A 23,497-nucleotide genomic window follows, 5' to 3' on the forward strand; every position below is an offset into this window, starting at 1 on the left:
TTTTAGGCAAAATTATGAGCGATAGTCGGCATTTATACTTACGTATTTATGCCCTAAATCGCAGCCAAAAGCACTAAATTTAGCATCCCCAGCACGAAGATCACAGCTGATTTTGTAGCTTGGCTTTTTCATCACTTCGTGTGCTTTTTGCTCTCTAATCTCATCAAGCTCTTTGTGATTTTTATCATAAACTAGAACGTCATCATAATGTATCACAAGCTCGTTTTCATCGCACTTTACACCACTTGCACCGATTGTTGAGGCGATTCGCCCCCAGTTTGGGTCTTCGCCAAAAATGGCAGTTTTAACCAAAAGCGAGTTTGAAAGTGCCTTGGCTGCTTTTTGTGCCTCTTCTAAATTTAGGGCGTTTTTAACCTCAAATTCCACCACTTTTGTTGAGCCTTCGCCGTCTTTTACGAGCATTAAAGCGAGTTTTTTTGTGATTAAATCAAGCCCAGCTTTAAAGGCATTTTTATCATAAACACCGCTTGTTTTTGAAGCTAAAAGCATTAAAGTGTCGTTTGTTGATGTGTCGCCATCAACGCTAACGGCATTAAAGCTTTGCTGTGCTGAAAGCTCTAAAAGCTCGTCCATATCGGCTTTTGGTATATTTGCGTCTGTTAAAACAAAGCAGAGCATTGTAGCAAGGCAGGGGTTTATCATACCAGCACCCTTGCAAATGGCTGCTATTTTAAAGCACTCGCCGTTTTCTAGCGTAATTTTGCAGGCTAACTCTTTTTTAAAGCTATCTGTTGTCATTATCGCTGTTACAACAGCATTTGAGTCGCGTGAGTTTAGGTTAAAATTCCTAGCGGCACTTATGATTTTGTCCTTTTTTAAGCGGTAGCCAATCACGCCAGTTGAGCTCATTATCGGATTTATTAGCTTTAAATTTTGGCTTAAATTAGCAAAAATTTCATCAATATCAGCCACTCCATCATCGCCAGTCATTGCGTTTGCGTTTTTAGAATTTAGCAGGATAAAATTGGTTTTAAAATCACGCTCGTATCTTAAAAAGTGGCGAATTGGTGCGGCTTTAAAGCGATTTTGTGTAAAAACAGCACTCACATCAACCGCCTCGTCGCTTCTAATAAACCCAAGGTCGTTTGCGTCCTTTTTAAAGCCCGCATTTACGCCACCAAAGTAAAATCCGCTGATATTTTCTAGCCCATTTTCTAGCCATTCAATCTTATGCATTTTTAAATTCCTCTTGTCTATGTCTGCTTTTTATCACTCTTTTTGTTAGGATTATGCCGTGTGCCGTGCCGATTACTAGCAGTTTTGAGCCGGTGCCTATCATCGTATCGCCACTTGGCATAGCTGTGAATTTGCCGTTGCTGTCTAAAATTCCAACGACATCACAGCCAGTGATATTTCTTAAATTTGTCTCTTTTAGTCGCTTAAACCTCACCCACGAATACTCTGGCACTAAAATTTCTTCAATGTCAATTGGCGAGTCTTTTTTGTATAAAAACTGCTCTAAAAGGTTCTCCATATCGGGTCTTACGCTCATTGCGCTTAGGCGTTGAGCGACCAGTTTTGACGGACTTACGACATTATCAGCACCTAGTTTTTTAAGCCTTTCGGTATCATCATCGTTATCTGAGTTTGTCATTATAAAGTAGGGCTTTTGTCTGCCAATCTCCTTTTCATAAAGCCTAACAGAGGCGATTAGGGCGATATTATCAGCGATATTTGAGCTAATTGCAATCACACCCTTTGCACTTGAAAGGTGCGTTTTTAAAAAAGCCACCTGCGTGTGTGGGGCAGCCTTTATGTAGTAAGGATACTTGTATTTTTCGGCTATTTGAGCGATATCTTCCCTGCTATCAACGACTACAAATGGGATATGATTTTCTCTAAATTGAGCTGATAACTCAATCGTGTAAAGGTTGTGATAGCAGATTACAAAGTGATTTTTTAGCCTTGCGATTTTATAAAGCATACGCCTCTCCTTTAAAATGGCAATGAGTGAGCCACGTTTTAGCACCTCAACAACGATACCTATTGAGAATGTAAATACAGCAAATCCAAGCAGAATAAATGTAATGGTAAAAATTCTACCAGCGGTTGAAATTTTAGCAACTTCGGTAAATCCAACCGTTGTAAAGGTCATACCGGCTTGATAAATTCCGTCAATTAGTGAGAAATCATCAATGATAACGTAGCCAAGTGTGCCAAACATCATCATCAACACCACTGATATTAGTGGCAGTCTAAATGGTCTTAGCTGTTCGTAGAGTTCGGTGTTTAGGTTGATTTGTGGTTTTTGAGATTTTTGCCAGTTGAGGAATTTTAAAAGCCTTAAAAAAAAAGACATAAATTCCTCTTTAAATTTGCATTATTTTGACTGCTTTTTCATAGTTCTAAGCGTAGAAGCAGCGACTTTTATCTTCATCGTAGAGCCATCTTCAAGTGAAATTCTGATAGTTCTAAGATTTGGTAAAAATCTTCTTTTGGTTTTGTTGTTAGCGTGGCTTACATTATGTCCTACCATAACGCCTTTACCAGTAATAGCACATCTTCTTGACATATCTTATCCTTAAAAACAAAATTTAGTCTGCGATGATACCTAAAAAAAACAAAAAAGACGCTTAAACGAACTCTTTTTAAATGATTTTTAAAACAAAGATAGATAAAATCAGCCAAAAAATTTAGAGGTAAAATTTGATTAGCGTTGTCATTGACGAAATTTTAAGCATTTGTTATCTGCCTGAAAATTTAGATATAAATTTTAGTATCAGCCAAGATGACGCACAAAAAATTTATATCTCAAAGACAAAATGCATACTTTTTTCGTTTAAAAACACAAAAAACATAAATCTCATCGGACTTGAACAAGCGGTTAGATTTTTAGAATTTTTAGGTAAAAAAACGCAAAAACAGATAGGATTTTGTGAATATGATAAGGATGTTTTTAATTTTATTTTAAAAAATAGAAAAATCCTGAATTTTTCGCTATTTCAGAGTGAGAAAATCGCTCGGCTATTTTTTGAAAATTTAGCAAAAAGGGTCGCCGTTTTAGAGCCAAAAAAAGAGCTAAGAGATGAGATATTTTTAACGCTTTCATCGCGTCAAAAGTGCGTTTATGCACCAAAAAATCCAAAAAATTTTAATAAAAACATTGAAAATTTTAGCGACACGATAACACCGCTTACTATTTTAAATACACAAAAATTTGATGAAATTTATGAGCGAGATACGGCTGTGATTTACAGCGTAAAGGGGCTTATAGATAGCGATTTTGTCGCTAGTTTTAGCTACAAGCACTACACGGCTTTAATCCACGCTGGGTTTAGATTTTTTGCGTTTGATGTTGAGTGTTCGGGTGCTTTTGGGCTAAGTGCTGCAAAATTTTTAAGCAAAATCTCATCAATCGGGCGAGAATACGGCGTTTTAATTAGCGTTTGTGGGGTTAAAAAGCTAAATATTTCGGCAAAAATTTATAAAATTTTAACCGATTTACACATATTTTTTTACCCAAGCTTAGATGCGTTTTTAAACGATGACAGCGTGGTTTATGTAGATGAGAAGGTGGATTTTAGCCCAAAACACATAACAAAACAGCTTGGACTTTTTGTGCCAAAAATCATCAAAGAGAGCGTAAATTCGCTTGATTTTGTCTTTAATAAAGAGGTCTTTTACGAACAAATCAAAGTTTCAAACTACGAAATTAACCAAGATTTAGAAATTTCTAGCGGTGTTTTATCATTTTACGGCGATATTGATTTTAGGCTTGTTTTAAGCCTTGATAAGGCACTTTTAGACGAGCTTTCAAAGGGATTTTTTGATGATGAGAGCGAGCATATGCTCTCGCTTTATGGACTTTTAAACATAATTTCAAGTAAAATCACGGCACTTTTTGCGTCTAAAAATTTAAATTTAGAAGTGGCAATGCCAAAATTTTACCTTGGCGAAAATTACTTTGATACGACTAGCGTTGGGGCTTTGGTGGATTTTTTCATAGATGAAAAGGCTGGGGCGATATTCGTTAGCAGTTAGGATTAAAATGTATGTAGCACCGAGTATTTTATCGGCAGATTTTGGGAATTTAAGGGCTGAGATAGAGGCGGTTTGTGAGGCTGGGGCTGACCTTATTCACGTTGATGTTATGGATGGGCATTTTGTGCCAAATATCACGATTGGTCCAGTTGTGGTAAATGCCGTAGCAAAGGCTTCAACAAAGCCACTTGATATTCATTTAATGGTAGAAAATAACACATTTTTTGCCGAGCTTTTTTTGCCTTTAAAGCCAAAATTTCTAACCTTTCACATTGAAGAAGAAAAGCACCCTTTACGCCTAATTGATTACATTAGAAAAAACGGCGTAAGTCCTGGCATCGTGCTAAATCCACACACGCCAGTTAGCACGCTTGAATACATTATAAACGAGGTTGATATGGTGCTATTAATGAGTGTAAATCCAGGCTTTGGCGGACAGAGCTTCATATCTAGTGTTTTGCCTAAAATTCGTGCTTTAAGAGAGATGATTGACGCAAAAAATGCAAAGTGCTTAATTGAGGTTGATGGCGGTGTAAATGGGCTAAATGCACCAGATTTAGAAGAGGCTGGGGCTGATATTTTAGTCGCTGGTAGCTACGTTTTTTCATCAAATTCTTACAAAACCGCAATCAACTCATTAAAGCTTGAATTTTGAAAAATCTTGAAAACCTGCTAAATCTCTTATCAAATAAAAATTTAAGCTATTACGAGTTTATCTTAAAGGCAAATCAAATCGCCGAGCTTAGGGATTTTTTTGATATTAAAGATATTGATAACTGGCGAATTTTGGGGCTTGATATTGTTAAAAACATTGATAAAATTGAGCTAAAAACACGCACAAGGCAGATAGATCAGCAGGAATTTTGCATTGTTGATATTGAAACGAGCGGTGGCATAAATAGCGGTCAAATCATAGAAATTGGCGCAATTAAGGTCAAGAACGACACGATTATCTCAAAATTTGAGAGCTTTGCCTACGCTGATTTTGTGCCTGAGAGCATTACGGAGCTAACTGGTATAAGCACGGCTGATTTAAAAAACGCACCGCCATTAAATCACGTTTTAGAGCAGTTTAAGCAGTTTTTGGGCGTGAGTGTTTTTGTCGCTCACAATGTAAATTTTGACTATAATTTCATATCCACCAGCCTATCTCGTGCTGGTTTTGGTCTGCTTTTAAACCGCAAAATTTGCACGATTGAGCTTGCTAGGCGAACGATAGTTTCGCCAAAATATGGGCTTGGCTCACTAAAAGAGCTTTTAGGGATTAAAAGCACTCATCACAGGGCGTTAAGCGACGCCTTAGCAGCATTTGAAATTTTTAAAATCTCGCTTGATAACCTACCGCCAAGCCTTAATCACGTAGAAGAGCTGATAAAATTTAGCAAAACCGCAAACCGCCTGTATCAAAACATAAAACAGCAAAGTGCCTTGCTTTAATGGCGTTTGTTACTTTTCGTAACACACGCCAAAAATTTAGTTTATACTTTTTAGACCCTCTTTGTTTAGTCCGCTCTCAATTCTCTTAATCTCCGTTTCGCCACTTCTAACAAGCGTTTGGTCGTAGGCTAGGGCTTTTTTGTCAATCTTATTTGGATAATCAACATTTGAAAGAATGTATTTAAAAATGTTTATCCTAGCCTTTTTCTTATCATCAGATGTGATGATAGTCCAAGGCGCAATCGGCGTGTTTGATGAGAGTAGCATTGAGTATTTTGCCACCGAGTATTGATCCCAAAGCTCTTGCGATTTCTTATCTACTGGCGAAATTTTAAACTGCTTTAACGGATCTGTTAGACGCTCTTTAAAGCGTTTTTTCTGCTCCTCTTTGCTTACAGAGAGATAAAATTTAAAGAATTTAATCCCAGAATCAATTATCATCTCTTCAAATTTTGGCACCTCTCTTAAAAACTGCTTATGCTCTTCTTGTGAGCAAAATCCCATAACTGGCTCAACACCAGCTCTGTTATACCAGCTTCTATCAAAAATCACGATCTCGCCAGCACTTGGCAGGTGTGCTACGTAGCGTTGAAAATACCACTGAGTTTTTTCAACATCGCTTGGCTTTTCAAGTGCGACGACACGACATCCACGTGGGTTTAAATGCTCAATCAAACGCTTAATGCATCCGCCCTTACCAGCAGCATCTCTGCCCTCCATTATAATTAGCACACGAAGCCCTTTTTCTTTTACGTAGTTTTGAAATTTCAAAAGCTCAATTTGAAGCAAAGCAAGCTCTCGCTGATATTCTGATTTGTAAGTTTTGTTTGACATTTTGCCTCCTGTTTAAAAAGTGTTTTAAAATATTACAATAAATTTAATAAAAATTAGTAGAATTAAACTTTTTTGAAAGGAATTTTTATATGTTTAAGCGAATTTTGTTACCATTTTTCATATTTTTGGCATTTTCATTTGGTACTGTTTTAAATTTGGACGAGGCGTTTGATATCAAAACTAAGACCGATAGCCACGGCATTGAGATTAGCTACAATTTGGGCGAAAATATCTATATTTATAAAGACACTTTTTTTGTAAAACTTGGCAAAGAGAGCATAAATCATCTACTAAATATGCCACGCCCAACAAACTCAAACGGCTATGAAATTTTTATGCAAAATTTTAAAATTTTTATCCCCATAAATCTGCTAAAAGAACGCATATCTCAGGGCATAAATGAGCTTAATTTAGAGTATCAAGGGTGTGCCAAAAACGGCATTTGTTACAGACCGCAATTTAAGAAATTTCACTTAACAATGGGGCTAAATGGCGTAAATTTAAAAGAGATAAAGATTAAAAAAACAGATGAACTCTCAGAGGAGCAAAGCATAGCTTATGAGCTGGTAAATAGCGGATTTTTCATATCACTGGCTACTTTTTTTGGCTTTGGTGTGCTTTTATCACTCACGCCTTGCGTATTCCCGATGATACCGATTCTTTCAAGTATAATTGTTTCAAAAGGTAACACCCTAAACACAAAGCGTGGATTTTTGCTCTCGCTTGTTTATGTTTTAGCGATGAGCCTTGCTTATGCTGGGGCTGGAATTTTGGCTAGTTTGCTTGGGTTTGGCATTGGTGGAGTGCTTCAAAATCCATATATTTTAGCCGTGTTTAGTGCCGTTTTTATCGCACTTGCGTTTAGTATGTTTGGATTTTATGAGATTAAAATTCCAAGCCGTTTTACAAACGCAATCAATAAAAAAGGCACGAAAAATAGCGGTTATTTTGGCGTTTTTGTTATGGGATTTTTATCGGCTCTTATCGTTTCGCCCTGCGTTGCTGCACCACTTGCTGGGGCTTTGCTTTATATTTCGCAAAGCGGGAATTTAGTCTATGGTGGCATTATGCTTTTTGTTATGGGGCTTGGTATGGGGCTGCCACTGCTTGTGATTGGGGCTAGTTCTGGTAGGCTTTTACCGCGTCCGGGGGCGTGGATGGACGGGGTTAAAAATAGCTTTGGATTTTTAATGCTTTTAATGGCGCTCTGGCTTAGCTCGCGAATTTTTGGTGCTATGTTTGAGTTTATTGGATATGGCGTTGTAGGCGTGGTTTGGGCTGTGTTTTTGGGTGCTTTTGAGAGTGCAAATAACGGAATTTTAAGGCTAAAAAAATCATTTGCCATTTTGATTTTTATCTACTCGGTTATGCTAATTGTCGGCGGATTTATCGGCTCAAAAGACCCGCTTAGTCCGCTTGAAAATTTTGGCGTCAAAACGCAAAATGAGAGCGTGAAATTTCAAAAAATCACGACTTTAAACGAGCTAAATGAGATCATAAAAGGCTCACAAAAGCCAGTTTTGGTTGATTTTTGGGCTAGTTGGTGTGCTAGTTGTTTAGAGCTTGATAATAAGACCTTTAAAGATGAGCGTGTGATTAGTGAGCTTAAAAATTTCACGCTAATTAAGATTGATGTTACAAAAGGTAACGATGAAGATAGAAAAATTTTAAGTGAGTTTTCGCTCATTGACCCACCAGCACTTTTGTTTTTTAAAAATGGTAGCGAAGTGGCTTCTAAACGTATTATCGGCTACATTTCTGCTGACGATTTTTTAAAAAAGATAGATGATATTTAGTTACCAAACGTAACAATGTTTAGGCAAAATTTGCACTTTTTTGCCTAAAACGCTCAAATTTGTTATAAATTTTTATTAACAAAAACCCAACAAAGGAGAGCAAATGCAAGTGTATCACAACTTCATTGATGGACGTTTTGTCCCAGATAATGGCGAATTTATAAGCGTCATAAACCCAGCCACAAAAGAGGTCATTTCACAGGTTGCAACGGCGAGTTTAGAGCAAACCAAAGAGGCGATAATGGCTGCAAAAAAGGCTCAAAAATCGTGGGAGGCACTGCCAGCTATCGCTAGGGCAAATCACCTAAGAGAGCTAGCAAATCTAATCAGAGCCAACGCAAAGCACCTAACCGACGTGCTTATGGCAGAACAGGGCAAAGTTAGGGCGTTAGCGCAAATTGAGATAAATTTCACAGCCGATTACATTGACTATACGGCTGAGTGGGCTAGGAGATATGAGGGCGAGATAATCCAAAGCGACAGACCAAACGAAAATATCTACCTTTACCGCACGGCTATCGGCGTTGTTGGCGGAATTTTGCCGTGGAATTTCCCGTTTTTCTTAATTGCTAGAAAACTAGCTCCAGCACTGCTAACTGGCAACACAATCGTAATCAAACCAAGCTCACAAACGCCAAATAACGCCTTTGAATTTGCAAAACTCGTTGAAAAAAGTAGCCTACCAAATGGTGTGTTTAACCTAGTCGCTGGCAGCGGAGCTATCGTAGGCAATGAGCTTTCAAGTAACGAAAATATCGGCATTGTTAGCCTTACTGGTAGCGTTGATGCTGGTGTAAAAGTAATGCAAGCGGCTGCAAAAAATATCATAAAAGTATCACTTGAACTAGGTGGCAAAGCCCCTGCTATCGTGTGTAAAGACGCCGATATTGACCTAGCGGTTAGGGCGATTAAGGCAAGTAGGATTTGCAATAACGGACAGGTTTGTAATTGTGCTGAGCGTGCTTATGTGCATAAAGATGTCTATGATGAGTTTGTGGATAAATTTGTAAAAGAGATGTCAAAGGTTACTTTTGGTAACACATTAAAGGGCGATTTTGATATGGGACCGCTTGTAAATGCCGATGGCGTCGCAAATGCAAAGGCTATGCTAGAAAGAGCTGTGAGTGCTGGTGGCGTGGTAGAATGTGGCGGTAAAGTAACAGATGATAGTGGATTTTACTTCCCAGCCACGGTCGTAACTGGGGTAAAACACAGCGATGAGATAATGCAAAAAGAGATCTTCGCTCCGATTTTGCCGATCGCAAAATTTGAAACACTTGATGAAGCCATAGATATGGCAAATGACTGCGAATACGGACTTACAAGCTCAATTTATACGCAAAATTTAGACATAGCAATGAGAGCTAGCAAAGAGATAAAATTTGGCGAAACCTACATAAATAGAGAGAATTTTGAAGCTATGCAGGGCTTTCACGCTGGATTTAGAAAGAGCGGTATTGGCGGAGCCGACGGCAAACACGGACTTTATGAGTATCTTGCTACACACGTTGTCTATTTACAATACAACACAAACAAACAATAACCCACAAAGTGCTACCAAAAGTAGCACTTTTTTCACAAAAAATTACAACAAATTCTAAATATTTTTCAAATTTTAAGTTTACTTTTATAGGGAGGGGTATAATGGCATTACTTTTTTTGAAAGGATAATGTATGAAAAAAGAGCTATGTTTATTGGCAGCTTCTGCCATTTTTGTCTGTGCAAACGCCGCTGAAAGTGGTGCTTTTGTTGGCTTTGAAGCCGATTATTCGTTTAACACACAGCTAGATGACAAGGCTGGTAGAGATGATGAGAAATTTAAAGGCAAGAATTTAGGGCTTGGCGTTAAGGGCGGTTATGACTTTGGCGTGGCACGAATTTATGGTGCTTTAAGCCAAGATTCTAAGGCAAAGGATAAGGGTATTAACTGGCGAACAACCAAGCTTTACACCGGTGCTGACTGGACACCGGAATTTTCTAGCGGTGTAAGGGGCGTTTTGGGCGGATTTTTAGGCTATGCCTACATAAAAGACACAAACCCAAAATACTCAAATAGCGGCGGTGGCGGCTTTATGTATGGTGCAAAAGTTGGTCTGCTTTTTGATATAGACACTCACAACTCATTTGAAATGGGTTATAAATGCAACATTGCAAAATTTGGCGTAGATGACGGCGAAGAGGTAAATTTTGATTTAACACAAAAACAACACAGCGTCTATGCTGGATACAACTACAAATTCTAAACAAAAACGCACGTAATTCGTGCGTTTTTATCTTATATTGCAAATTTACAAATCGCCATAAATTAGAAAGTAATAAAAATATGTGCATAATGCAAACCTATATCAATTTATCCAGTTATTATCAATATAAAATTTTTAAGATTAGTATGTTTTATATAAAAAAATAAATTATTAAAATTTCGTTAATTTTTGCGTTTAAAAAACTTTCTTATAATTCGCCAAAATTTTAAAACAAGGAGTAAAAATGGTAAAGTATTACGCACTTTTGGGCGTTACAATCGTGCTTGAAACACTAGGTACCACACTTTTAAAGCTTAGCGATGGTTTTAATAAGCCAATTTATGGCGTTTTATCGCTTGTGGCATTTGGACTGCTTTTTTATCTGTTTTCGTTTGTGATTAGGCATATCCCTATCGGCGTTGCGTATGCGATTTGGTCGGCACTTGGCATTGTTTTAATCTCGCTTGTTGGCTGGATTTTTATGGGTCAAAAGCTAGATTTACCTGCGATTTTAGGAATTTTACTTATTATTGGTGGAGTTGTGACAATCCAACTTTTCTCAAAAAGCATCTCTCATTAAAATTTAGCCATTTTAAAAATGGCTAAATCATTCACTTAAATCCTCTGCTACTTTTGCGGCTAATTTTAGCTTATCATTATCAAAATGCGTGTAAATTCTAGACGTGTTTAAACTAGCGTGTCCGAGTGCTTCTTGCACCAGCACGATGTCCTTTTGCTTTTTATAAAGCATTGTCGCAAAGGTGTGGCGAAGCATATGAGCGCCGTTTTTTTCTTTGCGAATTCCAGCCTTAAATAAAATCTGCTCCACTATTCGGCTAACGTAAGCTTGGGTTAGCCTTTCGCCCTTTTTGTTGATGAAAAGATAGCCCTCTTTATTGATATAGCTTATCGCTATTGCGTCTAAAAATTTCTCAATTAAATGGCGTTTTATCATCACAATTCTATATTTATTACCCTTGCCACGTATGCGTATAACGTATAAATCGCCATCTTCGGTTATATCTTTTCGCTTTAAATTTAGAGCTTCGCTTACACGAATTCCAGTGAAAATTATGAGTTTGATTATTAACTTATTGCGATTTTCATTGCTCTTAAAATCAGCCTCGTCAATTGCTGTTAAAAACCGCTTAACCTCTTCTTCGCTCATAAATTCAGGCAGTTTTTGCCCTCTGTTGCCACTTACACCGCCCCAATTTTTAAGCTCAATGTCAAAGACGTGAGCCTTGCCATCCTCTTCGTTTTGCTTATCTAAAAATGCAAAAAAGTTAATCACTGAAATTCGGTAATTTTTCTTACTTGCGTCACTTAGCCCACCAGTGACACTGGCTAAAATTTCGCTAAGTAGCTCCTCGTCAATCTGTTTAAGACTAGAAAGCCCATAAAAACAGAGCGTTTCATAAATCTTTTTAAGCGGATTAAAATATGTATTTATGCCAGTAAGTCCGGCGTTTCTAGCCATTTTCACAAGTCCGTCAAGCACGTCAATACTGCTTACCTGCCTGTTTAGCTGATAATTTACAGATGCTAGAATTTGCGGATTTCTAAGCTCTTTGTTTGAGAGAGAGCTAAGCTTAAATTTCACGTAGCGAGTGAGCCAAAAAAGCAGTGAAAGCTCAAAGGTTTCTTTATTATCAAGTGGGTATTTCAAAATTTATCCTTTAATTTAAGCAGATTATAGCTATAAATTTATATAATTTTGCTTTTGATTTTAAGGATTTTGGCGATGAAAGTGGCATTTTTTGACTCTGGTTTTGGCGGACTTAGCGTTTTAAGCGAGGCGCTTGGTAGGTTTAAGGGCTGTGAGTTTATCTATTTTGCCGATACAAAAAACGTCCCTTACGGCGTAAAAAGCGTGGAGCAAATCACCAAACTTTCGCTTAGAGCGTGTGAGTTTTTGGCTTCTTTAAATGTTAAAGCCATTATCATTGCTTGCAATACCGCAACAAGTGCCGCCGTAGCCGAGCTTAGAGCAAATTTAGACGTGCCAATAATCGGTATGGAGCCAGCGGTAAAACAAGCCCTAAAAACATCCACAAACTGCATACTTACTGCTACAAATGCCACGATAAATGGCACTAAGCTTGATAATCTCATAAGCACCCTAAACGCTCACGAAAGGGTGGCAAAACTAGCACTACCTAGGCTTGTAGAGTTTGCTGAAAATTTGGAGTTTGAGAGCCAAAATGTGCGTGAATATTTAGAGCGTGAGCTTAGCGGATTTGATTTAAGCAAGTATGGCTCACTCGTGCTTGGCTGCACGCATTTTAACTATTTTAAGGACACAATGCGTGAAATTTTGCCAAAAAATGTGGAGTTTATTGACGGGATTGACGGCACTTTAAGGCGTTTGTGCGAAATTTTACCAGCTATAAAAACAGGGCAGGGCGAAAATCAAACAAGCTACTTTTGCTCGTATGAAAAGTGTGAGAAAGACGAAAAAATCGCCACGCTTTTAGCTAGACTTGAAGTAATGAGAGGGATAAAATGAGCGAGTATTTAGACGAGGTTAAAAAGGAATTTAACGAGTATTTACAAAAGAGCGGCGGAGATAGGGTTTTGTTTTTACAAAGCTTAATTGGGGCGATGAGTTATCGCATTATAGGGCTTGATAAAAGTTGGACGGCTGAGTGTTTTAGCACTAACGACTACGAAAAACACTTAGATCTTATCTATCAGGCGAATAGATTTTTGCTAATGCCTAGCTGTTCTGGCGGATATGATCACTCTATGAACACCTTTGCGATTTTTCGCTCGTTTTACTGCAATGATTTAGGCGTGATTGAGCGTATTTTACCGCACGAACTTGGGATTTGTAAAAACGGCTATCCTTTTTATCTTGCGTTTTGCAACCTTTTTATGGGGCTTTGGTATAAAGATGAGAAAATTTTAGACTACGCCGTGCCAAAGGCTGTGAAATTTAGCGAGAGTAAAAAACCGCTTTGGGAGAGAAGCGCCGTGAGATTTTTGCTTGGAATTTATGAAAAGGACGCTGAAATTTTAAGCGAGAGTTTTAAAGAAATTTGCACTTTAATCTCACGAATTGATATAAACGAATATGATAAAATCGCCGCTCCACACGGATTTTACGCTATGGCTTTATGTTTTGGATTTGATGATTTTACCCTGCCAGATTGTAAAAATTTTAGCATTGATTTTGCAAAATGGCAAAGGCAAAATTTGGGTTACAAACCAAAGCTTTATTTTAAATTTCAGGGCGAATTAGAGCTTTTAAACACCATTTTAACCCACGATGTGGCAAAAAGCATAATTAGAAAGCCATACGAAAATGATAAGAAATTTTATTTAGACGAAGACGAAATGGCAAAAAATATGGCAAGAGAGCTTGATGCTACTTTCTAGCCTCATCAAGCGTTTTTTGCATATTCGCCCTAGCGGTTTCAAGCCAGTTTTCATCGCTTCTATCAACTGGCGGTAAGAAAATGACCTTTATAGTGCCGTTTTTAAAGCTGAAATTTTTAACATCTAAGATTTGTGAATTTACAATCACAACTGGCTGAACGACCAAATTTAGCTTATCAGCCACCATTTTAGCACCACTTTGAAATTTCAAAAGTCGCTCGCCCTTAGCTCTCGTGCCTTCTGGGAAAATGGCAATAACTCGCCCATTTTTAACCCTGTCCTTTACCTCTTTTATGAGATTAACAAGTGCTCTTGGGCTTTGCCTGTCAATGGGGATCATCTTTGGGATTGATAAAATTTTGCCGATTATGGGTATTTCGCCTATCTCTTTTTTAGCCACCCACGCTAAATTTTTTGGATAAATCTCCTCCATTACGACAATGTCAAGCATACTTTTATGATTTATAATTAGCATATTTGCTGGTGCTATCTTACCGATGACTTCAAGCTTATAAAAGCCTAAAATTCGCTGCGATTTTGCCCAAAATCTGCGGACTGGGTGTATAAATTTTGGCAAAAGCCACATAAAAAATATAACAATTAAAACGCTTAAAACAAACTCAACGGCGTAATAACCGCCCTTAATTCTTGATAATATCATCTTTTTTTACCCAGCCTATCTTGCCGTCATTAAATAAAATTTTAACATATTCGTTTCGCTCATTTAAAATTTCAATGCCCTCTTTGGTTTTTGAGATATAAAATATCGTTGAATTTGTAGTTGGTAGGATTTTTACACTTACATCTTGCTTTAAAGTCGCTTTTCTAAATGGATTGTAGGTGTAAATTCCAAGTGCGACAAGTAAGCCAACGGCGATAAAATAGCTAATCTTTCGCCTAAAAATTCCAAGCACAAAGAGTAAAATGGCAAGTGAGTAAATCGTAACATTTTTATATGTTGCGATATCGCTTTGCTTTGGATTTAGCCCCACGTGAGTGCTTATCTCGTCATCTTCAACGCTAACTGGCAGCGAAAAGCTCTCAAATTTCTCTTTTTGCAGGTTGTAGTAGCTAAAATCAAGTGAGCGTTTGTTTGGCTTAAATACGGCAAAATAATATGCACTTTGGCTGCCAAAGTCCCCATTTATCGTATCTACGCCCTGTTTTATCAGAGTGCGGTCGTTTATGAAAAACGAAGCCAAATCAACATTTTTGCCAGAAATTTCAACAATCATAATGTTGCTTAAATCATCAAATTTTGTTGTCTTAAATTTCTTAACTTCAAGGCTATTTGCAACGATATTGTTGTAGTTATTTGGTGCTTTTAACTCTTTGATTTTTGGTAAAAATATATTTATGCTACTCTTTTGATACTCGGTTCTGTTGTGCTTTAAGTTTAGTGTAAAATTCACGCTCTTTGTCGTGGAATTTTTGGCTTGTAGATACAGCGTCGCCGTGTATGTCGTGTCGTTTTGCGATTTGACCCACTGGATAAATTTACTATTTACCCACTTGATATTTCTCTCATCAAGGGTGCTTTCAAACTCAAAATCAAGCTCACTTTGCGGATTTGCCGTAATTTCAACCTTAAAAATTTCGCCAACAACCACGTTTTTTGGCATATTTTGCACTTTTAAGATTAAATCACGCTTTTTAATCGTGTCATAAAGTGAGCTATCAGGTATGCTTAAATCTGGCTCGTCGGTAGGCATAATGTTTTTTATATCATCAGCCTTGATACTCTCTTTTTTAGGCGTAAGTCTGCTTTTATCCACCAAATTATCGCTCTTGCCACGCTCTAACATATCAAAAACGCTAGGCTCGTTTAGGCTAGTCGCTCCTAAATTTATGGCGAGTAAAAACAGAAGTAGCTTTTTTACCAAACTAGCCCTTTTAGCATTTTTAGCCCGTCATCTGTGCCTAAAATTTTCTCACAAGCGCGTTCAGGGTGGGGCATAAGTCCGAAAATTTTCTTATCTTTATCACAAATTCCAGCAATGCCATCAACCGAGCCGTTTGGATTTAGCTCAGCTCCGTTTTTATCGCAGTATTTAAGCAAAACTTGCTCGTTTTCATAAAGCGTTCTTAGCGTGTTTTCATCGGTGAAATAATTACCCTCGCCGTGAGCGATAGGGATATTTACTATCTCATTTACGCTTAAATTTGATAAAAATTTATTGCTATTTGCGATGACTTTTAGATGATGATACTTTGAGATAAAGCTCATACTTTCGTTTCTGCGCATAGCGCCGGGCAGAAGTCCTAGCTCTAAGAGCATTTGAAAGCCGTTGCAAATTCCAAGCACATATCCGCCAGCCTTTGCGTGAGCCAAGACTGCTTTCATCGCTGGGCTAAATTTCGCAATGGCAGCCGTCCTTAAATAATCGCCATAGCTAAAACCGCCCGGCAATACGACCAAATCGGCATTAAAGCTGTCTTGCTTGTGCCAGATGATTTGCGTATCACAGCCTAGAAGTTTAAATGCGTATTCGGTGTCTTTCTCGCAGTTCGTGCCGGGAAATAAAACGATAGCGACTTTCATAACACTATCTCGTAATCTTCAATAACGGTGTTTGCCAAAAGCTCCTCGCACATAACTTCAAGCTGTTTTTTGGCTTCATTTTTATCGTTTGAGTCAATGTCAAGGACGATTTGTTTGCCAATTCTTACGTTGCTAACATTTGCAAAGCCAAGTGAGCCAAGTGCGTGCTCTGTTGCCTTACCAGCTGGGTCTAAAACGCCGTTTTTTAGCGCTATATTTATAACTGCTCTCATTTTGTGCCTTACGATAAAATTCTTCTTAGAACTTCTTCATAAGCGACTTTTACTTCGCCAATGCCCTGTCTAAATCTGTCTTTATCAAGCTTTTCATTTGTTTTAGCGTCCCAAAATCTGCAACTATCAGGGCTAATTTCATCAGCTAAAATTATATTGCCATCTTTATCAACACCAAATTCTACTTTAAAATCTACGAGTTTTAACCCTTTTTCTTCAAAGAATTTAAACAAAATTGAGTTAATCTCGCGCCCTAAATGGCGTAAAATTTGTAAATCTTTCTCGCTTTTTACTAAATTCATCACAATACAATGCTCATCATTTACAAGCGGATCGTTTAAATCATCATTTTTGTAATAAAACTCAACCAAAGTCAGCGGTAGAATCGTGCCTTCAACGATACCAAGACGCTTTGTGAGCGAACCAGTGGCGATATTTCTTACGACCACTTCAAGTGGGATAATATCTACCTTTTTAATAACCTGCTCGGTTTCGCTAATCGTATCAACTAGGTGTGTTTGTATGCCGTGCTCTTTTAGCAGTCTAAAAATTTGAGTGCTAATTTTATTATTTAAAGCACCCTTGCCAGCCTCGCTACCCCTTTTTTGTGCGTTAAAGGCTGTTAAATCATCTTTAAATTCAGCTATTAGCAGGTTTTCATCATCTGTTTTGTATAGCTTTTTGCCCTTGCCCTCGTAAAGCAACTCACCCTTTTTCATTCTAGCTCCTTATGTTGGTTTTTAATACTTTTATCACATCAATTGCTGTTTTTAGCTGGATATCATCATCTACTTTTTGCTTTGTGATGATATTTTTTTGCGTTGTGTTTGTGTCTTTTATCTCATCTTTTTTGCCATCAATCTTTTCAAGTTCGCCCTGCAAATGTGCCTTTAACTCGCTCTCTTTGATAGAAAATGCGCTGTTTTCATCTTGTGGGACCTTGCCTTGATGAACGACAACATCAGGAGTTACACCAACGGCTTGAACCGCCTTGCCACTTGGCAAATAATATCTTGCTATTGTTAGCTTTATCGCCTCTTTATTTTCAATAGGCAATACAACCTGAACGCTACCCTTGCCAAAGGTGTTTTCGCCAACTATCACGGCACGTTTTGAGTCTTGAAGTGAGCCGCTTACTATCTCGCTAGCACTTGCACTACCGCCATTTACTAAGACCACAAGCGGTAGCTTTGTGATTGTAGCGCCTTTACTTGCCTTGTATTCGCTATTTTCGCTTGGGTTTCGCCCCTTTTGCGATACGATAATGCCGTTATCAACAAACAAATCCACAAGTCCGACCGCTTGGTTTAAAAGTCCGCCCGGATTGTTTCTTAAATCTAAAATTATCCCATTTACATTTTGGTTTTGTTTAATGGCTTCTTTTACCTTATTTACGACATTTTTATCAAAGCTTGTAACCCTAACGTAAAGGATATTGTCATCTTTTATGAGTTTTGAATATACAGACTCAACATTTATCACATCTCGCACGATTTTTAAATCAAATGGTTTTGGTTCGCCCTTTCTTACGATTGTGATAGTTATTGGAGTTTTTGGCTCGCCGCGCATTTTGCTAACCGCCTCATCAATGGTCGTGCCTAGCGTTGCGTTGCCGTCAATTCGTAAGATAATATCGCCAGATTTTACCCCAGCCTTGTCCGCTGGTGTGCCTTCAATTGGCGAAACGACCGTTAAAGCGCCGTCTTTAATGCTAACCGTGATCCCAAGTCCGCCAAACTGACCGCTTGTATCTGCTTGCATATTTTTAAACGCCTTTTCGTTTAAAAATGCACTGTGAGCATCTAAATTTTGCATAAGTCCAGTTATGGCTTTATCAACAATCTCTTTTATTTTAATATCATCAACATAATACTCCTCAATAACGCTTATCGCCTTTGTAAGCTTTGAGAGTGCCTCGTGTCTGTCTTTTAAATTATCATCTTTTGCGTTTAAATTTGTGCTAAAAATTGCAGAAGCTAAAACAGCTGAAAACAGAAAAATTCTACCCTTATTCAAAAAATTCTCCTCAACTTTAAATAAGGCATAATTTTAATGAAAATTGCCTAAAAATAGGATAAATTTTAAAAATTTTATCAGCTTAAAATTTGAAAATTTAAAAATTTTATTCAATAAACTTGACAATAACCGACTAAATATATATAATACGCTCATTATAAATATAAGGAGAAAAATATGGCAAATATAGAAAATCAACTAACTGCACAGATGAGCGAGGCTCTGCAAAGTGGTGCGAGTTTGGCACTTCACGCTAAAAACCCAGAGGTCTTGCCTTTGCACGTTTTTTGGGGACTCGTGGCTGATAGTGGCTCAATCTTAAATCAGGTTTTTAACAAAATGAGCGTGAGCCGTGAGGCGATTGAGCTTGAAGTAAAATCGCAAATTTCAAGCCTACCAACAAGCTCAAATGTAAGTCAGCAAAATCTGAAATTTTCAAGCGAAATTTTAAGCTCACTTGAAAACGCAAAGGGGCTAATGACAAGCTTAGGAGATAGCTTTATCGCCGTTGATACGTGGATTTTAGCAAATTTAAGCACCAAGCCGATTAAGGAGATTTTATCAAAATTTAGCGATTTAACCGAGATTAGAAAAAATTTTGAAGCCATTCGCGCTGGGCGAAAGATAGACAGCCAAACGGCTGATGAAACGCTTGATAGCTTAGAGAAATTTGGCATTGATCTAACCAAAAAGGCGGCAAATGGCGAGCTTGATCCGGTTATTGGGCGAGATGAAGAGATTACTAGAATGATGCAAATTCTAATAAGAAAGAGCAAAAATAATCCAATATTGCTAGGTGAGCCGGGCGTGGGTAAAACGGCGATAGTTGAGGGTTTGGCTCAAAAAATTATCGCAAAAGATGTTCCGACTAGCCTTTTTAATAAACGTGTCATTGCCCTTGATATGAGCGCCTTAATCGCTGGTGCGAAATATCGTGGCGAGTTTGAAGATAGGCTAAAAGCGGTCATTGATGAAGTCAAGAGTGCCGGTAATATCGTGCTTTTTATAGATGAAATTCACACGATTGTAGGAGCTGGGGCGAGCGAGGGCAGTATGGACGCTGCAAATATCCTAAAACCAGCCCTTGCACGTGGGGAGCTTCACGCCGTGGGTGCAACGACGCTAAAAGAATACCGCAAGTATTTTGAAAAAGATGCGGCTTTGCAACGCCGTTTTCAGCCAATTGACGTAAAAGAGCCAAGCGTAAATGAGGCTTTGCAAATTTTGCGTGGCATAAAAGAGCGCCTTGAAGTTCATCACAACGTAACGATAACCGATAGCGCCTTAGTCGCAGCCGCAAAGCTTTCAGACCGCTATATTTCGGGCAGGTTTTTGCCTGATAAGGCGATTGATTTAATAGATGAAGCAGCGGCTGAGCTAAAAATGCAAATTGAGAGCGAGCCTTTTGAGCTGGCTAGAATTAAGCGCGAGATAGTAACTCTTGAAGTTGAAAAAGAGGCGCTTAAAATGGAGAATGATGAGAAAAATGCCGGGCGTTTAGCGGATATAGAAAAAGAAAGGGCGGATTTAGTTGAGCAAAAAAATGGTTTGGAAGCGAAATTTGAGAACGAAAAGGGCGTTTTTAATGCGATTTCAAACACCAAAAAGAGAATTGACAGCCTAAAAAACGAGGCTGAGTTCGCTCGTAGAAATGGCGATTTTAACAAGGCTGCCGAGATTGAATACGGCAAAATTTTAGAGGCGCAAAAGGAGCAAACCGAGCTTGAAAGCAAGTGGGAGGCGATGAAAAAAGAGGGCGTGTTGCTTAAAAATAGCGTTGATGAGGAGCTTGTGGCTGGAATTTTAAGCAAATGGACGGGAATTTCAGTTAGCAAAATGCTAACTAGCGAAAAGCAGAAATTCTTGCACATTGAGGAGCATTTAAAACAAAGCGTCGTGGGGCAAGACGCCGCACTTCACGCATTAGCACGTGCGATTAAGCGAAATAAGGCTGGGCTAAATGAGGGCAAAAGACCGATCGGCTCGTTTTTATTTCTTGGCCCTACTGGCGTTGGTAAAACGCAGTCGGCAAAGGCTTTGGCGAAATTTTTATTTGATGATGAAAGGGCACTCATACGCTTTGATATGAGCGAATATATGGAAAAACACAGCGTATCAAGGCTACTTGGAGCGCCTCCGGGATATGTCGGATACGATGAGGGCGGTCAGCTCACAGAAGCCGTGAGGCGAAAGCCATATAGCGTGATACTTTTTGATGAGATTGAAAAGGCTCACAAGGACGTATTTAACGTGCTTTTAGGGATTTTAGATGATGGACGCGCCACTGATAATAAGGGTGTAACGGTGGATTTTAAAAACACGATCATTATTCTAACCTCAAATATCGCTTCAAATTTCATTATGGATTTAGAGGGAGCCGAGCGTGAAAATGCCGTTAAAAACGAGCTAAAAAACTACTTTAAGCCGGAATTTTTAAACCGCCTTGATGATACGATAATCTTTAATCCGCTAAATGAAAATGGGCTGATTGAGATCGTTGAGATTATGTTTAAAGAGCTAAAAAACGTGCTTTTAGGGCGTGGCATAAAGGCAAGTTTAAGCATAGAGGCTAAAAAGCTAATCGCCGGCGCTGGATTTGACGTAACTTACGGCGCTAGACCGCTTAGAAGGGCGCTTTATGAGCTTGTTGAGGATAAGATTGCCGATATGATTTTAAAAGATGAGCTTGAAAGTGGCGATGAGATTGAAATTTTAGCTACAAACGGCGAGATACAAATCGCTAAAAAATAGTTTAAGGGGGCTAACCCCTTAAAATTTCATCAATTATTTGAGCGGTTTTTTGCTCATCTATCTCGTTTAAAAGTGCGTTTGAAACGCCGTTGATATCGTAATTTTCTATCATTTTTAAAATTTCATCTACATTTGCTTTTTCGCCGTTTTGGAGTGAAATTTTTGCTAGATTTTTATCGGCTAGAAATTTTGCGTTAAAAAACTGATGATTTTTTGCAGCAAATGGATAGGGCACAAAAATCGCTGGTAGGGCGTTTGCCGTGATCTCCCAAAGTGAGCTAGCACCAGCTCTACAAATAGCTAAATCTGCCGTTTGCATTTTTAGCTCTATGGCTTTATCAAAGTCAAAAACATCGGCGTTTATTGCTAAATTTTCGTATCGTTTTTTTATTTTATCGGCTTCTTTGCCACATTGATGAATGATTTTTATACCCATTTGATCTAGTTTTGGGGCTAAATTTATGGCTAAATCATTTATAGCAGCCGCGCCTTGTGAGCCACCTAAAAAGATTATAGTTTTTAGCTCATCTCTAACTCGCCTAGCCTTAAAAAATCTAGCACCCACTGGATAGACAAATGGCGGATTTTGATACGAGCTAAAAAATCCTTTGCAAAATGGCTTTAAAATTGAGTTTAATTTGCCATTAATCGCATTTTGTTCGTGGATAAAAAGTGGCACTCTTGCCCACAAAGCCCCAAAAGAAGCCGCTGCTGCTGAATATCCGCCGACGCTAATTACTGCTTTTACATTGTTTTGTTTTAAAATTTTTGCCGTTTTAAATGATAAATTTATAATGTTTAAAAGCGATTTTATCTTATTAATACCGCTTTTATTTACCACGCCAGAGCTTGTTAAGAAGTGCTTTTGACTAAAATTTTCATCATTTTCAAACCACATTTTATCAAGACCACTAGTTGAGCCAATAAACATCGTCTTAATCCCACGCTCGTTTAGCTGGGCATTAAATGTCCTTGCAATCGCCAAATGTCCGCCAGTGCCTCCGCCAGTTATTGCTATCATAAATTCGCCTTTTTACTTATCATTAAAACCATACCGATACCCACGCAGGTCGCTAGTATTGAGCTACCGCCGTAGCTTAAAAACGGCACGGCAATGCCTTTAATTGGAGTTATTGAGGTAATGCCATAGCTATTCATTATAAATGAAAACGAGATTAAAAGCCCAATGCCAAGCGTAAAGAGATGAAAGCACCTATCCTCGCTACGTGATGAGATGAGAAAAATTCTATAAAGTAGCGTGATAAGTAGCCCTACAATCACGATAATGCCCACTACACCAGCCTCTTCTGCAATGCCCGCTAAAACAAAGTCGGTATGAACCTCGCTAAGATAGCCAAGCTTAACCACACCAGCACCAAGCCCCTCGCCAAAAATTTCGCCGTGGCGTATCGCATTTAGCGAGTGTCCGATTTGATACGGCTCTGGGGCGTCATCTACTCTTAAAACGTTTGCCATACTATCGGGGAAAATTTTTAAGACCATATCTTGGATATTGCCCCACCACGACTTTATGCGTAAAATTCTATGCTCTGAGCTTACAATAGCTCCAAAGGCAACAAGTATCGCTCCAAACGAGCCTATGCTAAAAATTTTAAAGCTAGTCCCAGCAAAAAGTGCCATCATAATAAGCGTGGCAGCTAGGACGATAACCTGTCCTAAGTCGTTTTGCAAAACGGCGATTAGGTAGATAACAATGCCAAAAATTCCCAAATATGGCAGTAAAATTTTAAGCTCATCTTTTAGTGTTTTTTTGGAGTTATCTATCTTTCTAGAAAAGCTTAAAGCCAAAAAATAGACAAAGCCGATCTTAAAAAACTCAACTGGTGCTAGTGAAAATCCGGGGAATTTTATCCATCTTTTTGCTCCGCCGACCTCTGTAACGATAGAACTTGGCAAAAAATACATAAGTCCCATTAAGATAAGTGAGCCAAGAAGTAGTCCAGTGCCTATGAATTTTAGAGTTTTATTTGCGTCTAGAAGCGAGATAGACCACATTAAAAAAATGCCTAAAATACAAACGACAAACTGCCTAATAAAAAAGTGAAATTCCGAATAATCAAAGAGTAGGGTAACAAAAACTGGCAGTGAAAATGAGAAAATCACGCCTATGGTAAGCAGTGTGACGCTTAAATAAAACAGGCTTTTATCAGCTGACAAAGATACGCTCCAAGTAAAATTTAAATGGCAATTCTACTTAAAAAGGTTTTAAATTTAGATGAAAAGGGGCGATTTGCCCCTTT

At 38.3% G+C, this 23,497-nt stretch carries 23 protein-coding genes; 10 read left to right on the forward strand and 13 right to left on the reverse strand.

From position 1 onward, the window contains the following. Positions 1–12 precede the first annotated feature (12 nt). The 3 genes from argJ to rpmB are packed head-to-tail and all read right to left on the reverse strand — an operon-like array spanning position 13 to position 2,533. Positions 13–1,197: a bifunctional glutamate N-acetyltransferase/amino-acid acetyltransferase ArgJ gene (argJ, locus tag NYG85_RS02235; RefSeq protein ID WP_284936852.1), complete on the reverse strand. Its 1,185-nt coding sequence runs from the start codon at positions 1,195–1,197 to the stop codon at positions 13–15. Then, positions 1,190–2,320, reverse strand: a complete 1,131-nt coding sequence (locus NYG85_RS02240) for a potassium channel family protein (RefSeq protein WP_284936853.1) — start codon at positions 2,318–2,320, stop codon at positions 1,190–1,192. Before NYG85_RS02240 ends, argJ begins: the two co-directional genes overlap by 8 nt. Before the next feature lie 21 nt (positions 2,321–2,341). Beyond that, the gene (gene rpmB, locus NYG85_RS02245) at positions 2,342–2,533 is read right to left on the reverse strand and encodes a 50S ribosomal protein L28 (RefSeq protein ID WP_284936854.1); all 192 of its coding nucleotides are present in this window, start codon (positions 2,531–2,533) and stop codon (positions 2,342–2,344) included. A 134-nt stretch (positions 2,534–2,667) separates the two neighbouring features. Here rpmB and NYG85_RS02250 point away from each other — a divergent pair, with 134 nt between their 5' ends. The 3 genes from NYG85_RS02250 to NYG85_RS02260 are packed head-to-tail and all read left to right on the forward strand — an operon-like array spanning position 2,668 to position 5,439. Then, on the forward strand, positions 2,668–4,002 hold the full coding sequence (locus NYG85_RS02250; protein WP_284936855.1) for a hypothetical protein: 1,335 nt from the start codon (positions 2,668–2,670) through the stop codon (positions 4,000–4,002). A gap of 7 nt (positions 4,003–4,009) precedes the next feature. Beyond that, entirely contained in the window at positions 4,010–4,657 is a 648-nt protein-coding gene (rpe, locus tag NYG85_RS02255; RefSeq protein ID WP_284936856.1) for a ribulose-phosphate 3-epimerase, read from the forward strand. Continuing rightward, positions 4,651–5,439 carry a 3'-5' exonuclease gene (locus tag NYG85_RS02260; RefSeq protein ID WP_284937135.1) on the forward strand — a complete coding sequence of 263 codons (789 nt, stop codon included), beginning with the start codon at positions 4,651–4,653 and terminating at the stop codon, positions 5,437–5,439. Before rpe ends, NYG85_RS02260 begins: the two co-directional genes overlap by 7 nt. Before the next feature lie 36 nt (positions 5,440–5,475). Here NYG85_RS02260 and ppk2 read toward each other — a convergent pair whose 3' ends face one another. After that, positions 5,476–6,273 carry a polyphosphate kinase 2 gene (gene ppk2 / locus NYG85_RS02265; RefSeq protein WP_284936857.1) on the reverse strand — a complete coding sequence of 266 codons (798 nt, stop codon included), beginning with the start codon at positions 6,271–6,273 and terminating at the stop codon, positions 5,476–5,478. Positions 6,274–6,362: 89 nt separating this feature from the next. Here ppk2 and dsbD point away from each other — a divergent pair, with 89 nt between their 5' ends. The 4 genes from dsbD (at position 6,363) to NYG85_RS02285 (ending at position 10,893) form a co-directional block, all read left to right on the forward strand. Further along, positions 6,363–8,069: a protein-disulfide reductase DsbD gene (gene dsbD / locus NYG85_RS02270; protein ID WP_284936858.1), complete on the forward strand. Its 1,707-nt coding sequence runs from the start codon at positions 6,363–6,365 to the stop codon at positions 8,067–8,069. 103 nt (positions 8,070–8,172) lie between these two features. Next, a complete protein-coding gene (gene aldA / locus NYG85_RS02275; RefSeq protein ID WP_284936859.1) occupies positions 8,173–9,612 on the forward strand; it encodes an aldehyde dehydrogenase in 1,440 nt (479 codons plus the stop codon). 131 nt (positions 9,613–9,743) lie between these two features. Beyond that, complete coding sequence (locus NYG85_RS02280; RefSeq protein WP_284936860.1) at positions 9,744–10,313, forward strand: outer membrane beta-barrel protein; 570 nt, start codon at positions 9,744–9,746, stop codon at positions 10,311–10,313. Between the two features lie 244 nt (positions 10,314–10,557). Continuing rightward, positions 10,558–10,893: an SMR family transporter gene (locus tag NYG85_RS02285; RefSeq protein WP_284936861.1), complete on the forward strand. Its 336-nt coding sequence runs from the start codon at positions 10,558–10,560 to the stop codon at positions 10,891–10,893. 27 nt (positions 10,894–10,920) lie between these two features. Here NYG85_RS02285 and NYG85_RS02290 read toward each other — a convergent pair whose 3' ends face one another. Further along, entirely contained in the window at positions 10,921–11,982 is a 1,062-nt protein-coding gene (locus NYG85_RS02290; RefSeq protein WP_284936862.1) for a tyrosine-type recombinase/integrase, read from the reverse strand. A 75-nt stretch (positions 11,983–12,057) separates the two neighbouring features. Here NYG85_RS02290 and murI point away from each other — a divergent pair, with 75 nt between their 5' ends. Both murI and NYG85_RS02300 read left to right on the forward strand, forming a co-directional pair. Then, positions 12,058–12,822: a glutamate racemase gene (gene murI / locus NYG85_RS02295; protein WP_284936863.1), complete on the forward strand. Its 765-nt coding sequence runs from the start codon at positions 12,058–12,060 to the stop codon at positions 12,820–12,822. Beyond that, positions 12,819–13,694 carry a hypothetical protein gene (locus NYG85_RS02300; RefSeq protein WP_284936864.1) on the forward strand — a complete coding sequence of 292 codons (876 nt, stop codon included), beginning with the start codon at positions 12,819–12,821 and terminating at the stop codon, positions 13,692–13,694. The genes murI and NYG85_RS02300 overlap by 4 nt, the downstream gene beginning before the upstream one ends. Here the strand turns inward: NYG85_RS02300 and NYG85_RS02305 are convergent. Genes NYG85_RS02305 through NYG85_RS02330 form a run of 6 tightly spaced genes read right to left on the reverse strand, consistent with a single transcriptional unit; the run spans position 13,684 to position 18,485 of the window. Continuing rightward, positions 13,684–14,355, reverse strand: a complete 672-nt coding sequence (locus NYG85_RS02305; RefSeq protein ID WP_284936865.1) for a lysophospholipid acyltransferase family protein — start codon at positions 14,353–14,355, stop codon at positions 13,684–13,686. The genes NYG85_RS02300 and NYG85_RS02305 overlap by 11 nt on opposite strands. Beyond that, complete coding sequence (locus NYG85_RS02310) at positions 14,336–15,577, reverse strand: SH3 domain-containing protein (RefSeq protein WP_284936866.1); 1,242 nt, start codon at positions 15,575–15,577, stop codon at positions 14,336–14,338. The genes NYG85_RS02305 and NYG85_RS02310 overlap by 20 nt, the downstream gene beginning before the upstream one ends. After that, positions 15,571–16,236 carry a phosphoribosylformylglycinamidine synthase I gene (purQ, locus tag NYG85_RS02315; RefSeq protein WP_284936867.1) on the reverse strand — a complete coding sequence of 222 codons (666 nt, stop codon included), beginning with the start codon at positions 16,234–16,236 and terminating at the stop codon, positions 15,571–15,573. Before purQ ends, NYG85_RS02310 begins: the two co-directional genes overlap by 7 nt. Continuing rightward, positions 16,233–16,469 carry a phosphoribosylformylglycinamidine synthase subunit PurS gene (gene purS / locus NYG85_RS02320; RefSeq protein WP_284936868.1) on the reverse strand — a complete coding sequence of 79 codons (237 nt, stop codon included), beginning with the start codon at positions 16,467–16,469 and terminating at the stop codon, positions 16,233–16,235. Before purS ends, purQ begins: the two co-directional genes overlap by 4 nt. Positions 16,470–16,477: 8 nt before the next feature. Beyond that, entirely contained in the window at positions 16,478–17,188 is a 711-nt protein-coding gene (purC, locus tag NYG85_RS02325) for a phosphoribosylaminoimidazolesuccinocarboxamide synthase (RefSeq protein WP_284936869.1), read from the reverse strand. 1 nt (position 17,189) lies between these two features. Beyond that, complete coding sequence (locus NYG85_RS02330) at positions 17,190–18,485, reverse strand: S41 family peptidase (RefSeq protein ID WP_284936870.1); 1,296 nt, start codon at positions 18,483–18,485, stop codon at positions 17,190–17,192. Between the two features lie 177 nt (positions 18,486–18,662). Here NYG85_RS02330 and NYG85_RS02335 point away from each other — a divergent pair, with 177 nt between their 5' ends. Continuing rightward, positions 18,663–21,236, forward strand: coding sequence for an ATP-dependent Clp protease ATP-binding subunit (locus tag NYG85_RS02335; protein WP_284936871.1), 2,574 nt, complete (start codon positions 18,663–18,665; stop codon positions 21,234–21,236). A 10-nt stretch (positions 21,237–21,246) separates the two neighbouring features. On the opposite strand, the gene NYG85_RS02340 is transcribed toward NYG85_RS02335, so the two are convergent. Next, positions 21,247–22,257 carry a UDP-N-acetylglucosamine--N-acetylmuramyl-(pentapeptide) pyrophosphoryl-undecaprenol N-acetylglucosamine transferase gene (locus tag NYG85_RS02340; RefSeq protein WP_284936872.1) on the reverse strand — a complete coding sequence of 337 codons (1,011 nt, stop codon included), beginning with the start codon at positions 22,255–22,257 and terminating at the stop codon, positions 21,247–21,249. Continuing rightward, positions 22,254–23,414 carry an FtsW/RodA/SpoVE family cell cycle protein gene (locus tag NYG85_RS02345; RefSeq protein ID WP_284936873.1) on the reverse strand — a complete coding sequence of 387 codons (1,161 nt, stop codon included), beginning with the start codon at positions 23,412–23,414 and terminating at the stop codon, positions 22,254–22,256. Before NYG85_RS02345 ends, NYG85_RS02340 begins: the two co-directional genes overlap by 4 nt. Between the last annotated feature and the right edge of the window lie 83 nt (positions 23,415–23,497).

The sequence above is a fragment of the Campylobacter gastrosuis genome (assembly GCF_030249845.1).
GTDB classification, from domain to species: Bacteria; Campylobacterota; Campylobacteria; order Campylobacterales; family Campylobacteraceae; genus Campylobacter_A; species Campylobacter_A gastrosuis.